This is a genomic window from Cohnella cellulosilytica (assembly GCF_042431195.1).
GTDB lineage: Bacteria > Bacillota > Bacilli > Paenibacillales > Paenibacillaceae > Cohnella > Cohnella cellulosilytica.
In genome coordinates this window covers 148215-162926 of record NZ_JBHMDN010000034.1, presented here as the reverse complement: position 1 = coordinate 162926, position 14712 = coordinate 148215, and the positions used below count along the sequence as shown (strand labels likewise).

At 61.9% G+C, this 14712-nt stretch carries 5 protein-coding genes; all 5 read right to left on the bottom strand.

Annotation, left to right across the window (positions count from 1 at the left end):
* Positions 1–35: 35 nt before the first annotated feature.
* From ACFFT4_RS23920 to ACFFT4_RS23900, 5 genes are read right to left on the bottom strand one after another with little or no spacing between them, the layout of a single operon-like run.
* A complete protein-coding gene (locus ACFFT4_RS23920; RefSeq protein WP_378051425.1) occupies positions 36–1661 on the bottom strand; it encodes a type II CAAX endopeptidase family protein in 1626 nt (541 codons plus the stop codon).
* The gene (gene fabD, locus ACFFT4_RS23915) at positions 1658–2959 is read right to left on the bottom strand and encodes an ACP S-malonyltransferase (protein WP_378051423.1); all 1302 of its coding nucleotides are present in this window, start codon (positions 2957–2959) and stop codon (positions 1658–1660) included. Before fabD ends, ACFFT4_RS23920 begins: the two co-directional genes overlap by 4 nt.
* The gene (locus ACFFT4_RS23910; RefSeq protein ID WP_378051422.1) at positions 2956–12096 is read right to left on the bottom strand and encodes a non-ribosomal peptide synthetase; all 9141 of its coding nucleotides are present in this window, start codon (positions 12094–12096) and stop codon (positions 2956–2958) included. The genes fabD and ACFFT4_RS23910 overlap by 4 nt, the downstream gene beginning before the upstream one ends.
* The gene (locus ACFFT4_RS23905; protein WP_378051421.1) at positions 12093–12836 is read right to left on the bottom strand and encodes a thioesterase II family protein; all 744 of its coding nucleotides are present in this window, start codon (positions 12834–12836) and stop codon (positions 12093–12095) included. The genes ACFFT4_RS23910 and ACFFT4_RS23905 overlap by 4 nt, the downstream gene beginning before the upstream one ends.
* Positions 12833–14692, bottom strand: a complete 1860-nt coding sequence (locus tag ACFFT4_RS23900; protein WP_378051420.1) for a cyclic peptide export ABC transporter — start codon at positions 14690–14692, stop codon at positions 12833–12835. Before ACFFT4_RS23900 ends, ACFFT4_RS23905 begins: the two co-directional genes overlap by 4 nt.
* Between the last annotated feature and the right edge of the window lie 20 nt (positions 14693–14712).

Sequence of the window (14712 nt, the reverse complement as noted above, 5' to 3'; positions counted from 1 at the left end):
CTTTGCTTTCGTTTCCGTCCTTGGACTGTTCGTCCTTACATGGCCTCGACTCCGGCGGATTCCTGCGGTCGGCGAACGACGGAGGAGGAGGTTTTACTCTTCCACAGCCCGTACAGAAGCGCAAGGATGGCGATCGAGCTGATGCCGAGCAGCGAATACTGGATCGCGCCTTCGGGAATTCCTCCGCTGTGGCGAATGATATAATACGCGGAGAACAGAACGAATTCATTGATGATCGTAAGCAGGATCGACCGATACCAGACGTAGAGCAGGCCGAAAATAACCGCTCCCGCCGTGCCGTACAGCATCAACGGAATATCGCCCGAGAAAAACAGAATGCCGTACAAAATCCCCGTAACGATCATTGCAACGGGCAGCGGCAGCGCTCTTTTTAACTCGTTGAAGATCAGGGCGCGGAATAAAATTTCCTTGTACACCGAATTGATGACGAAAAAGGAGAAAAACACCCAGGCGTTGTGCGCGAGAAAAAAGCCGACGATATTTTCGAAGCCGGGAGCGGCCTTGATCACTTCCGGGATACTGAACAGCGTCATTACCCATACGGCCATGCAGACGGCGAGCAGCAGGTTCAGCACGTGAACTTTGGCGCTTGCTTTGCGGAATTGCGCCAGAGCGATCAAATCTTTTTTATAGAAAATCTTGAGCACGTAATAGTAGAGCGGCATCGCCAGAATCGCGTTCGTATACAGCCCGATAATGCCGTGGGAGGCCAAGCTTGGATATTTCGGCAGCACGGCCTGCTCCCAGATCGTGACCAGCACCTGCAGCAATCCGTAATAAATGCCGACGTACACGGCCAGATTGCCGGCCATCACCCCGTACTTTTTCATCGCCGCCGCGCCCTGCCACATCCAGAGCAGCGTTCCGACGATCAGCAGCAGGCCCGCCGCCGCGAACAGAAGCAGCAGAGCATCCGGCAAGTTGGCGAACGCATCCGCCAGCCCGGTCTTGTCCGCGATCATGATCAAGCAGTTCACGATAGCGCCGATCCCGATCGAGCCCCAGATCGAGCCCAACCGAATATAGACGAGACAGTACAGCACGCTGAGGAAAAAAGAAGTGACGCTAATCCAGAACGAGGGCTGAAAATAACTATAAATAAGCGACGTGAGCGTCACCGCCAGCCAGACGGGCATCGCTTTGCGGAAGGCGTTGAAGACGATGCCCCGGAACAGCAGCTCTTCGAATACGACGGCGAAAAACCCGACGCCGAGAATTACGTAGACGAAGGATTCCGCCGTGCCGAATACGTTGATGTAATCCTCGAAGTCTTGCGTATTGCCGCGTACGCCCGACAGGTTCATCACCGCGAGGAACAGCAGCGCCCCTCCGAGAGCCATCAGCGCAAGCTTGTACCACTCGTTCATCGGCAGCGGAGCGAAGTTGGCCGTACGGATAATTCCGGGAATTTTCCCTTTGGACAGCACCTTCTGCAGCTTGGAGATCCCCAAAAACAACAGGAATGCCATGCCGAATACGGTACAGAGGAAAATCGGAATATTTCGTTCCATAAACGCCCGGTAATCGGGGAAATTTTGCAGCAGGAGCGTTTCGTGCAGAACCGAGACCAGCCAGAACGTGAACAAATAAACGGCGATATGCGCGATCGAACGCGCGACGGTTAATGCTTTGGCTTTCATGACGCAAACCCTCCCTCATTTGGTTTCGGCACTGAGAACAGGTTGTCCGTGCCCGTGTCTTTAATAAGCGTCGTTAGTCTCATGCGTCTTTCGGAAGCTTCTGTGCCTTTCGTCTCGAACACGCTCAGCAGCATGTCCCAGCCTTGGCGCAGCTGGTCCTCCGAAGGCGGCTCTCCGTTCTCCCGGTTAGCCGCAACCAGCCGCTCCACCGCGCGATAAGGCTCGAGCACCCCTGTCCGATAGGCTTCGGCATCCGCGCGGTTATTGCGGGTAGCTACGGCAATTCCAAGGCATCGGGGGAGAAAATTGGCCAAGCCTGCGTCTCCGCGCGACGTTTGCGCCGTTCTGGGAATACCGGCGGCATCCGATTTCGCCAGCAAACGCGGGTCGTCGGAATATTCCGAATCTCCGTCGGGCCGAATAGATTGCCACAGCCGGGTGAGCACCGAGCCCGGTCCCAGCTCCACGGTACGCTCCACTCCGTAAGCCCGCATCGTCTCCATGCAGGCGGCCCATTGCACGGGCCGGGTCATCTGAAGCGTCAGCCGTTCGATTAACGAAGCCTCGCCGCCTTCGGCCGCGTGCGGCGTTCCGGTTACGTTGGACAGGACAGGCCAACTGGGGGCGCCATAGACGCAGTCTTCCAACCGGATCCTGAATTGCGCGGCGGCGTCCGCCATGAACGGGCTGTGGAAGGCTGCGCCGACGTTCAGCGGCGTATATTTGGCCGGAAGCCCTTCGATCCGGCGGGCCAATCGCTCCAGCGCCGTACGATGCCCGGATACGACCCGTTGATGAGCGGAATTGACGCCCGCGACGACCAGAACCGCGCCCTCGCTCCGAATTTCCTCCAGCAGCCGCTCCAGCCTGTCGTCGTCGATTCCGCTGATCGCGGCCATGCCTCCGTCCGCCGCTCCGGCCGCGGCCTGCATCAATTCTCCCCGATGCCGGACGAGCCGGACGGCATCCGCGAAGCTTAGGACGCCGCTGCACGCAAGCGCGGAAAATTCCCCCAGGCTGTGCCCGCCGCCGACGGCAGGCCGCTCTCCGTAAAGCTCCGTCCACGCCCGGTAAGCCGCGACGCTGTGGGTCAGAATCGCCGGCTGGGCATTGGCGGTCGCCGTGAGCGCGGCGATGTCCCCTTCCAGACATAATCTCAGAACATCCCACCCGAGGCAGTCCCCGGCTTCCTCGAACGTCCTTCTCGCCGCGGCGTGCCGCTCCGTCAGCGTTTTGGCCATGCCGACATATTGCGAGCCTTGTCCCGGAAACAGCAAACCGACCTTCGTCATTTTCATTCTCTCCTCTCCCGGACGCCCGCCGCAGCGGTCTGTTCCTTGGCCTGCGCTTCGACGGCCATCCGCCGGCACCAGATCGGGAACGATTGCAGCAGCTCCTTCACCTTTTCTTTGTCGATCTTCCCCGCGTCGTATTCGGCCAGCAGCGTTTTCTCCGCGCCTGCTCCGCTTAACCCGATCGTCAAATCCGCCGCGGTCAGCCACGGCTCGGGCGCAGCGGGCGAATAGCTCCCCCGGTACAGCGGCACAATCGCCGCGGCCTCGCCTTCCGGTCTGACAAGAGCCGGGTAAGGAGGCGCGGCTTGAAGCCGTGTCTCGCGAATGGATCGCAGCAGCTCCGGGTAGCCCTTCGCCGCGTTCAGATCGACCGCCGCAATGCCCGCGCCGCCGCTTATGCCGCATAGCAGCAGGTCGTATCGGGGCTGACGAAACGCTTGCGCGAGCAGGACGGCCCAGATCGCGATGGCAGCAAGCTCCGAATCCGCGTCCTCCAGCTCGCCGATCTGTTCCAAATGCCGTACGGTCTGGCTGTTCAGCGGCAATCGCAGCAGGTCTCCCTGCCGCGCGTGCCGGTCGAGCGGTCTTGCTCGTTCGGGAACCCGAATAGGCACGACAGGGACGGTCGTCGGGGCCGAAGCCCCTTCGGAAAGTTTGCCGGCCAGCTTCGACACGGTCGGATAGGCGAACAGATCGGTTACCGTTAACAGGCCGGGATAGACGGTCTCAAGCTCCTTGTGCATGCGAAGCAGCAGCAGCGAATTTCCGCCCAGCTCGAAAAAGTTGTCGTCGATGCCGACTTGCTCCCGCTGCAGCAATTCCGCCCACATCTCGGCAAGCCGCCGCTCCGTCTCCGTAGTCGGCGCTGCGTACGCTACCCCCGTCTCCATCTCCGCCTCCGGCGCCGGCAGCGCCTTCCGGTCCGCCTTCCCGCTTGCCGTCAGCGGCATCCGCTCCAGCTGCGCGAACACCGCCGGGATCATATAGTCCGGCAGCCGCTCCCCGCAATGCTTGCGCAGTTCGCCCGACGTGCAGGCCCGATCCGCCACGATATAAGCGACCAGACGTTTGCCTCCCGTTCCGTCGTCCGCCGCCGTCACCGCGGCCTCCGACACTGCCTCATGCCCCAGCAGCATTCGCTCGATCTCCCCCAGCTCGATCCGGTAGCCGCGGATTTTCACCTGGTCGTCGATTCGGCCCAAATATTCTATCTGGCCGTCCGCCGTCCAGCGGGCTCTGTCGCCCGTCCGGTACATCCGCGTTCCCGGTACGAACGGGTTGGCCACAAACCGTTCCGCCGTCAGCTCCGGCTGGTTCGCATAGCCCGACGCCAGCTGCACGCCCGCGATGCACAGCTCTCCCGGCACCCCGATCGGCTGCGCCTGATCGTCTTCGCCGACGATGTAAATCGCCGTGTTGTCGATTGGCCTTCCGATCGACACGTAATCCAATTTACTGTCCGGCTCGCACTCGTAAGCCGTCACGTCCACCGTCGCTTCCGTCGGCCCGTATAGGTTCACCAGCTTCGTTCCGCTCAGACCGGCCCGGCGCAGCAGCGCGTAGAACTTGTCCACATGCGCCTTGTGCAGCGCTTCGCCGCTGGCGAATACGTATCGCAGCGTCCCCAGCTTCTCCCGCAGCGCCTCCGACTGCTCGCCCTGCGCCGCTTCCAGGAACGCCGCCAGCATCGACGGCACAAAATGCATCGTCGTCACGCCGTTCGCTTCAATGGCTTTCATTAATTGTCCCGGGTCCTTCTCAGCCCCCGGGGCGAGGAAAGCTGCGCATGAGCCGGACAGCATCCACCAGAACAGCTCCCATACCGACACGTCAAAGCTGTACGGCGTTTTTTGCAGAATGACATCCTGCTCGCCAAGCGTATACGTCCGCTGCATCCAGTTCAGCCGGTTTATTACGGAACGGTGCCGGATCATAACCCCTTTCGGCCGCCCCGTGGAGCCGGACGTGTACAGGATGTAGGCCGTTTGCTCGGGAGAAACGGCGATATAAGGCGCTCCGTCCGGCTCCGCTGCCCAAGATGCTCCCGGCTCTGCCGCAGAAATCTCCCTCGCCTCTGCCGCCAAAGACTCCCCATTCTCCGCCACGCCGTCCAGATCGACCAGCTCCGCGCCCGGACAAGCTTCCGCCGCAGCCTCAAACGCGCCCGCCTGCGCGCAGACAATCCGAATGCCCGCGTTGTCGGCCATATACCGCAGCCGCTCCGCCGGAAAGTCCGGCGGCAGCGGCACGTACGCGCCGCCTGCCTGCAAGATGCCGAGCACCCCGGCAAGCATCGCCGGAGAACGCTCGGTCATCAGACCGACCGGCTCGCCCGAGCGAAGTCCGCGCGCGAGCAGCCGCCGGGCGACGCGGTTCGCCCGCGCCTCCAGCTCGCGGTACGTCAGCCGCTCGGCCTCGAACACGGCGGCGATACGGTCCGGCGTTCGCCCCGCTTGACGCCGGAACAGCTCCGGCAAGGTCAATTCCGCCGGGAACGGAGCTTCCGTCGCGTTAAACGTCTCCGTCACCTGCCGCCGTTCCGCCTCGCTCAGCAGGCTGATATCGTTCAGCGCCTGTTCCGGTTCGCTCAGCACCTGTTCCGCCAACCGCAGGAAATGCCGCGCCATCCGTTCCACCGTCTCCCGGCGGAACAAGGATGTACGATACTCGAAGCAGCATGCCAAAACGCCGTTTCTTTCCGCGACCTCCAGCGTCAGATCGAACTTCGCCGTCGTTTTTCGAGGATCGAGCGGTTCGAATCGCGTCTCGGCCGTGCCGACCTCGCCGATCCCCGTGTTCTGCAGAATGAACATCGCGTCGAACAGCGGATTGCGGCTTGTATCGCGGCGCACGCCCAGCTTGTCGACCAGCTCCTCGAACGGGTAACGCTCGTGGTCCAAGGCGCCGATGACGGTTCCCTTTACGTTTTCCAGCAATTCTACGAACGTTCGGGAGCCGTCGAACCGGTTGCGCAGAACGACCGTATTGACGAACATGCCGACCAGGTCGGCCAGATCCGCGTGCGGCCTTCCGGCTGTCGGGGAACCGATCCAGATTTCCGGCTGGCCCGAATACCGCTGCAGCAAAGTCGCGAACAGTCCGAGCAAAGCCATATACAGCGTTGCGCCCGTTCGCGAGCTCAACTCCTTGAGCTCGCGGGTCCTTGCCGCGTCAAGAATAACGGTAAGCGAATCCCCCTCGTAATCCAGCCGCGCGGGGCGGGCGTAATCCGTCGGCAAATCCAGCGTCGGAACGGCTCCCGACAGCTGTTCAAGCCAATAACGCTCCTGCGCGCGGCACTCGTCCGATCCGAGCCACTCGGCCTGCCATGCCGCATAATCCTTATATTGGACCGGGAGCACCGCCAGCCGCTCACCCTCGTACAGCCGAACGAATTGCTCCGCAAGCGCGGCCGTCGACACGCCGTCCGCAATCAGATGATGCATATCCAGCAGCAGCAGATGGTCCTGCTCCGTTCTGCGAACGAGCTTCACCCTTAACAGCGGGGATTCGCTCAAGTCGAACGGCCTGACAAATTCGCGCAGACAAGCATCCGGATCGGCCTCGGGCTCGATCTCGTACTCGATCTCCGCGATCGGCTCGCCGGAAATGCGCTGTATCGGTATTCCGTCGCTCCATTCGAACGATGTGCGCAGCGTCTCATGGCGCTCCGACAGCATTCGTACGGCCAGGAGCAGCTTCGCCCGGTCAAGCGGACCGGCAATGCGAATCGCCGTCGGCAGGTGGTAAGCGGTGCTTTGCGCATCCATCGCTTGCAGCACGAACAGCCGGTTTTGCGCCGATGACAGCGGATAGCGCGCTTGATGGGCGACACGCGGAATCCGTTCATACTTGTCGTCCCCTCCCGCGGCGGCGGCTTGCTCCATGTATCGCGCCAACGCCCGCAAGGTCGGATATCGAAAAATATCCCGCATGGCCAGGCGAAGGCCAAATTCTTTATGCAGACGGGCCGCCAGCATTGCGGCCTTCAGCGAGTGACCGCCGATAGCGAAAAAATCGTCGTCGATGCCGACTTGCTCCCGCTGCAGCAATTCCCCCCACATCGCGGCCAGTCGCCGCTCCGTCTCCGTGGTCGGCGCGGCATACGCCACCCCCGTCTCCATCTCCGCCTCCGGCGCCGGCAGCGCCTTCCGGTCCGCCTTCCCGCTCGCCGTCAGCGGCATTCGCTCCAGCTGTGCGAACAGCGCCGGGATCATATAGTCCGGCAGCCGCTCCCCGCAATGCTTGCGCAGTTCCCCTGACGTGCAGGGGCGATCCGCCACGATGTAGGCAACAAGGCGTTTGCCTCCCGTTCCGTCGTCCGCCGCCGTCACCGCCGCTTCCGATACCGCCTCGTGCCCCAGCAGCGTTCGCTCGATTTCGCCCAGCTCGATCCGGTAACCCCGGATTTTCACCTGGTCGTCGATTCGGCCCAGGTATTCCAGCTGCCCGTCCGCCGTCCAGCGGGCTCTGTCGCCCGTCCGATACATTCGCGTCCCTGGTACGAAGGGGTTGGCCACAAACCGCTCCGCCGTCAGCTCCGGCTGGTTCGCGTACCCCGACGCCAGCTGCACGCCCGCGATGCACAGCTCCCCCGGCACCCCGATCGGCTGCGCCTGATCCCCTTCGCCGACGATATAGATCGCCGTGTTGTCGATCGGCCTTCCGATCGGCACATACTCCAGCTCGCTGTCCGGCGCGCAGTCGTACGCCGTCACGTCCACCGTCGCTTCCGTCGGCCCGTACAGGTTCACCAGCTTCGTTCCGCCCAGACCGGCCCGGCGCAGCAGCGCATAGAACTTGTCCACGTGCGCCTTGTGCAGCGCTTCGCCGCTGGCGAACACGTACCGCAGCGTCCCCAGCTTCTCCCGCAGCGCCTCCGACTGCTCGCCCTGCGCCGCTTCCAGGAATGCCGCCAGCATCGACGGCACGAAATGCATTGTCGTGACGCCGTTCTTCGCAATCGCTTCCATTAACTGTCCCGGGTCCTTCTCCGCCCTCGGAGCGAGGAAGGCTGAGCTTGAGCCGGACAGCATCCACCAGAACAGCTCCCATACCGACACGTCAAAGCTGTATGGCGTTTTCTGCAGGATAACGTCCTGCTCGCCGAGCGCATACGTCCGCTGCATCCAGTTCAGCCGGTTTATTACGGAACGGTGCCGGATCATAACGCCTTTCGGCCGTCCCGTGGAGCCGGATGTGTATAGAATGTAGGCCGTTTGTTCGGGAGAGACGGCGACATAAGGCGCTCCGTCCGGCTCCGCCGCGAAAGACGCTCCCGGCTCTGCCGGAGAAATCTCCCTCGGCGCTGCCGTCAAAGACTCCCCATTCCCCACCGCACCGGCTGGCTTCCAGCATTCGTCCAGATCGATCAGCTCCGCGCTCGGACAAGCTTCCGCCGCAGCGTCCAACCCGCTCGCCTGCGCACAGACAATCCGAATGCCCGCGTTGTCGGCCATATACCGCAGCCGCTCCGCCGGAAAGTCCGGCGGCAGCGGCACGTACGCGCCGCCTGCCTGCAAGATGCCGAGCACCCCGGCAAGCATCGCCGGCGAACGCTCGGTCATGAGACCGACCGGCTCGCCCGAACGAAGTCCGCGCGCGAGCAGCCGCCGGGCGACGTGGTTCGCCCGCGCCTCCAGCTCGCGGTACGTCAGCCGCTCGGCCTCGAACACGGCGGCAACGCGGTTCGGAGTCCGCCCGGCTTGACGCCGGAACAGCTCCGGCAAGGTCAACTCCGCCGGGAACGGAGTCTCCGTCGCATTAAACGTCTCCGTCACCTGCCGCCGTTCTGCCTCGCTCAGCAGGCTGATATCGTTCAGCGCCCGCTCCGGTTCATCGACGACCCGTTCCGCCAACCGCAGAAAATGCCGCGCCATCCGTTCCACCGTCTCCCGGCGGAAAAGCTCGTCGTTATACTCCCATACGCAGGAAAGCGCTCCCGTCGGCTCGGGGTAGACGTCCAGCTTCAAATCGAGCTTCGCCGTTCCCGTCTCCACCGGAACCTGCTCGAAGCGGCAGCCCGCCGCTTCGAAGCTCGCGCGGGATTGTTGAGCCTGGTTATGGTAGACAAGCATCGTGTCGAATAGCGGATTGCGGGACCGGTCGACGCCCCGGCCGGACCATTCTATTAATTGCTCATAGGGAACGTCCGCATGACTTAACGCATCCCACAGTTGATCTCCCGTGCGACCCCACAGCTCATGAAAATTCAAAGCCCCGTCGACAGTCATCCGTACGGGAACGTAATTGTTGAACATCCCGACCATATTCAGCGTCTCGGGATGGGTTCTTCCCGCAAGCAAAATTCCGACCGAGAAGCTTCGGGACCCGCTGAACCGGCTGACAATCGCGGAATGAAGGGCCAGCAGCAGGGAAGCGACCGTGCGATGGCTCTGCTGAAGCGGCTTCCGCCACCTCCGCATAAGCTCGGAGGAAAGCTCCAGACGGACCGTGCCTCCGCGGAAGCTTCGTTTGTCCGGTCTGACCGCGGCGTCCGGCCAATCGAGAGGCGGGGCCGGAAGCTCAAGCTCCTTGCGCCAATACGCCTCGCTGTCCGGCTTCGCGTCCCGGCGATGCCGCTCCCACTCGGAGAAGGCGGCATACGGCTTGCCCGGAGAAGGTAGAACCTCTCCGTTCAACAAGGCGGAAAACTCCTGCATCAGCACGTTCATCCCGATTCCGTCGGAAGCGACGTGATGAACGTTTAACAGCAGCGCATGCCGGTTCGCCCCGTCCGTCCACAGCCCCGCTCTGATCGGAAACGGCCGGCCGAGGTCAAAAGGAGCCAGCATCGCTTTCGCTTCCGCGTTCGCCAACGTAACCGCGTCGGCCGGAAGCTCCGTTCGCGCCGGAAATACGCTTAATTCGAAGCGGACGGATTCCGCGGAAAACACTTGCTGGACGAGCTCGCCCTCCTCCCAACGGTAAGCGGTGCGAAGCGTGGCGTGTCTCCGGATAAGCTGTTCGATCGCGGACCGCACGGCATCCGGCCGCAAAGCCCCTTCGATCGCCAACGCCACGGGAATCTGATACGCGCAGCCGATTTCCTCGGCCTGGTCGACGAAGGCCATCCGCGTCTGGGCAACCGATGCCGGATAACTTTCCGCTGCCGCGCCGTCAAGCGCAGGCAGTTCGGACAACTCCGGCAGCTCCGGCGCATCCGTCGGTTGCGGTACTCCCGCGCTCTGCCGAATTTTACCCAGCAGAAGCCTGGGCGTCGCATATTCGAACAGATCGCGGAGCGACAGCTCGATCCCCCAATGCTGCCGAATGCTCGCCAGCAGCAGGGCGGCCTTTAACGAATTCCCTCCCCTCTCCTGAAAATGATCGTCGGACCGCACGTCCGCCGCGCCAAGCGCTTCCCGCCACAGCCGCTTCAGCTCGGCCATCTCCGGCGTATCGTCCTCCGGCAGCGCAACGTTGTCCTCTTCGCCGGAACCGGCGTGAATCAACCCGGCCAGCTCGCGCAGCGTTTCGTCCCATTCTCCCGCCCTTAATCTGTCGGCCAGCTTATAACGCTGGATTTTACCGCTTGTCGTTCGGGGAATATTCCGAATCGGCAGCACAAGACCGATGTCGAAGCCGGTTTCCCGGGCCAGTCGGCGTTTGACCTGATCCGCAAGCCGGACGAACTTCTCCAGCTTCCCCCGATGCTGGACGAAAACAACAATCTCTTCCTCGCCCGAGTCCGGGTGCGGGGCGCCGCAGGCGGCCGCTTTGCCGTATCCGATGCCTTCGATCGACTCGACGCGTTTCTCCAGGTCGTGCGGGTAGACGTTCTGCCCCCGGACGAAGATGATGTCCTTATATCTTCCCGTAATGACCAGCCTGCCCTCGCGCATGAACCCGAGATCGCCCGTCCGCAGCCATCCTCCGGGAGCGAAAGCTTGCCGCGTCTGCTGCGGAGCGTTGTAGTAACCGCTCGTGACGTTCCGCCCGCGAATGAGAATATGGCCCGTTAACCCGTCGGCCAGCTCCCCGTCGGCCTCGTCGCGTATGGAAACCTCGCAATCCTCGACCGGGTAACCGACGTCGACGAACACGATCGCGGCCTCATCGTCGCGCCTCGCAAGCCGGGCTTCGTCGCCGACACGCAGCGTACGCGGATCGACCGGCACGGGAACGAGCGGCTCGCCGACGGGCGGGAAGGTGACGGCCAGCGTCGCTTCCGCCATTCCGTATACCGGGAACATCGCTTCCGCGCGCAATCCGCTCGGGGCCAACGCGGCCGTGAATTTGTCGGCCCATTCCGCGGAGATCGGCTCCGCGCCGTTAAAGATCAGCCGAATGCAGCTCAGATCCCACCCCTCGGCCTCCTTGGGCTTAAAGCAGCCGAGAAAATGCTTATAGCCGAAATTGGGGGAAGCAATGGAGGTAATCCGATGCTCGTTCGCCTTGGATAACCACAGCATCGGGTCAAGCATGAACTGGGCCGGCTGCATCAGGTACTGCTCCATGCCGGCGTAGATCGGGGCAAGATGGAAACCGATCAGCCCCATGTCGTGGGTCAGCGGCATCCAGCTTAAGGAAGAATCGTCCGCCGTCGTTCCCGAGCGGGAAACGATGGCTTTCATGTTCGACAGCAGATTGCCGTGCGTGAGCATGACGCCCTTCGGCTCCCCGGTCGAGCCGGAGGAAAATTGCAGGAAGGCGAGCTCTTCGGCAGCCGCGCGGTAAGGCAGTCCGTTCGGCCGATTCCCCCCGGATTCCGGCTGCAATCGTTCGAGTTCAAGAGCGTACAAAGAGCCGTTTAACCGATCCGCCCCGATCGTCTCTTCGGCCTCGGCCAGACCGGCCCTGTCCGCCAGCAGCCTTGGCCGGTTCAAGGTGTCCCATACTTGCAGCAGCTTGGCCCGGCTTTCTTCGCTGCCTCCCGCCGTCACCGGGACGGGAATCCATCCTCCAAGCAAGCAGCCCCAGAACGCCGTGACGAACGCGCGCGGATCGTCGATCCGAATGACGACCTCTTCCCTCGCCTGCCAGCCCTGGTCCAGCAATCGGGCGGCCAAAGCCAGCCCTTCTTCGTACAATTGTCGATAGGTCAACCGGGATTCCGATTTCTTATGGATAAACACGATGCCTTTCCCGCTACCCGCCGCGCTTTCCAGCATTTCCGCCAATTGGGTGAACGGCTTCATCGCGCGCCTCCTTCTACGATTAAATCGATTTGATCATCGGCGATGCCCAACAATTCCCGCCGCAGCAGCGAAAACAAAGCGCGCAGCGATTCGGGACGGTCCTGCCAGTAGAAGTGACCGCCCGGCAGCCGCGCGACGCGGCAATCCGCGGACGTATGCCTTCTCCAGCCCTCCACCTCCGCGGCCGTCCACTTCTCCTCTTCCCCCGCGATTGCCGCGATCTCCCAGGGCAATGGAGGCTTCGCTTCGTACTTGTACGTTTCTACGAGACGAAAATCCGCTCTTAAAATCGGCATGAACACCTCGCGCAGCGGCCTGCTGGCGAAAATTTCCTCCGAGGTGGCGCCCATCTCCAAAATTCGCTCGGCAAATTCCCCGTCCGCCAGACGATGGATCGGACTTTCCGGGTCCGGCGTCTCCGGCGCCGGACGTCCGGAGACAACAAGCTTAACCGGAGCCGGCGCATTCCGGTCGCGAATTAACCGCGCGGTTTCATACAGGATCATTCCGCCCATGGAATGACCGAACAAAGCGTAAGGAGTTCCGTCCATGCGCGCCTCCAGCAGGCGAAACACATCTTCGCACGCTTCCTCCATCCCTTCGTAGAACCGTTCCGCTGCGCGCGTCCCCCTTCCGGCCAATTCCAACGGAACGCACTCCAAATCCGGCGCGAGGTGTTTCTTCCATTTGAAATAGATCGCCGCGGACGCGCCCGCGTAGGGCAGACAGTAAAGCTTCATGCGATTTTCCCCATTTCGAGTTTGATCAGCTTATCGGCCATCCCGAAATAGCGATCGTCATGCGTAATGACGATGACGCATTTGCCCTTGTTTCTCAGCTCGGGAAGCAGCGTCGTGTAGAAATATTCCCGGTATTCCGGATCCTGGTCCGCCGCCCATTCGTCGAAGAGGCAGATCGGTTTATCGTCGAGATAGCTGACCAGCAGCGCCAGCCGTTTCCGCTGGCCGGTCGACAGCCTCGTGGTGCTGAACCGCCCGCCTTCTATGGCGACCTTGTCCTGCAAGCCCAGCACGTTCAAATAATGCCGCGCTTCCTCCGCCTTGGCCTCGAAATCGATTCCGTACAGACGATCGAACAAATAAGCGTCGCTGAATATCGTCGACACGTAATCCCCGATCGCGGCGGCGCTGATCCGGTTGCCGTTAAGCGTAACGCTGCCCTCGTTCGGCTCGTAAAGGCCCGTGACCAGCTTCGCGAGCGTGGACTTGCCGCTGCCGTTGCCGCCGATGACGAAGACCAGCTCTCCGGAGCGAAACTCGTAATCGATCGGTCCGACGGAGAAGCTGCGCTCCGAGCCGCGGCTGTACTCGTAAATGGCCTGCTCCAGACGAAGCCTGAGATCCGCAGCTTCCTCCGATCCCGCTTCCGCGTCGGTTCTGCCGCCCAGCTCGGAGAGCTCGTCGGTAAATTTGCGAATGCGCCTCCAGCTTATGCGCGCCTGGAACAGATCCGGCAGCGTGTTCAGAATGGAGGTAAGCGGCCCCGCCATATACAGGAACACGAATACGAAGCTTCGCAGCTCCCCGCTTCCGATCCCCGGCAGCATATGCGGGAAGGCGAATACGACCGTCCCGATGACGGAAGCGAACAGCAGGTCGCCGATAACGACGACGTTCGCCACCTTCACTTCGGCTTGGGAGCGTTTGTCGCGATAGGACGCGCAGCTCAGCTCCATATCGTCACGGAAATCGCGCGCCTTGCGGCGGTTCAAGTACAGTTCCTTAAACCCGTAGATCAAATCCTGAATGAATTTGAAAAATACGTTTTGGATGTCCCGCGTCTGCTCCCACAGACGGTTCGCGGAGCGAAGAATGACGAAGAAAGCGCCCGAAGCGACAAATACGACCGCAAGCGAGAAAAGAAAACCCGCCAAGCTCAGCGCGGCCAAATAAGCAAACCCGGCCAGGATGGTGACCGACCACGTCCCGACGCTGACCATCCGGTTGGAGAAGCTGCTCACCGTCTCCGTGTCGTTGTTCAGGCAAGCCTCGATTTTCCCTCTCTCCATCGCTTCCACGTTCGCATACGGAGCGTTCAGCACGACGTTAAGCACTTCCATTCTCTTGTCGTACACGATCCCGTTCGTCATGCGGATCAGCCGCGATCTCAGCAGCTTCTGTCCGCACACGAACCCCAGCATGCCGAGCACGAAAAACGGCAGCAAATCCGTGCTGAACGTTCCGTTGCCCGCGATGGCCGCGTTCACGACGAAGATCATCGAAGCATTGCCGACACCGCTGGCGATGCTCAGCAGCAGCATCGTTCCGTACGGCCGCTCCTTCGGCTTCGGATAAGCCGCCGTCAGAGCCAGGTAAACGCCGAACAAGGCAAAAGCCGCATACGTCCCGCCCAGCGCGATCTGTTCCGTCAAGGAAGCGTCCGCCCATAATCGCGCAACGCAGTAGCCCAACCATCCGTAGAATACCGCCCCAAAGGCGATCTGAACGGTGACGGCAGCCCTTCTCTGGCTCTCCCCGACCCGTTTATTTTTGCGAATACCGCGAAGCACCGCGCCCAAGCCGATCAAATTTCCGACAATGGCCAGCCCCGGCAATCCGACCCACAGCGCATTCACTTCCCGCATCCTCCTCTCGC

Coding starts and splice junctions, on each gene's coding strand:
- ACFFT4_RS23920 (WP_378051425.1), bottom strand. CDS start 1,661: ATGAAAGCCAAAGCATTAACCGTCGCGCGTTCGATCGCGCATATCGCC.
- fabD (WP_378051423.1), bottom strand. CDS start 2,959: ATGAAAATGACGAAGGTCGGTTTGCTGTTTCCGGGACAAGGCTCGCAA.
- ACFFT4_RS23910 (WP_378051422.1), bottom strand. CDS start 12,096: ATGAAGCCGTTCACCCAATTGGCGGAAATGCTGGAAAGCGCGGCGGGT.
- ACFFT4_RS23905 (WP_378051421.1), bottom strand. CDS start 12,836: ATGAAGCTTTACTGTCTGCCCTACGCGGGCGCGTCCGCGGCGATCTAT.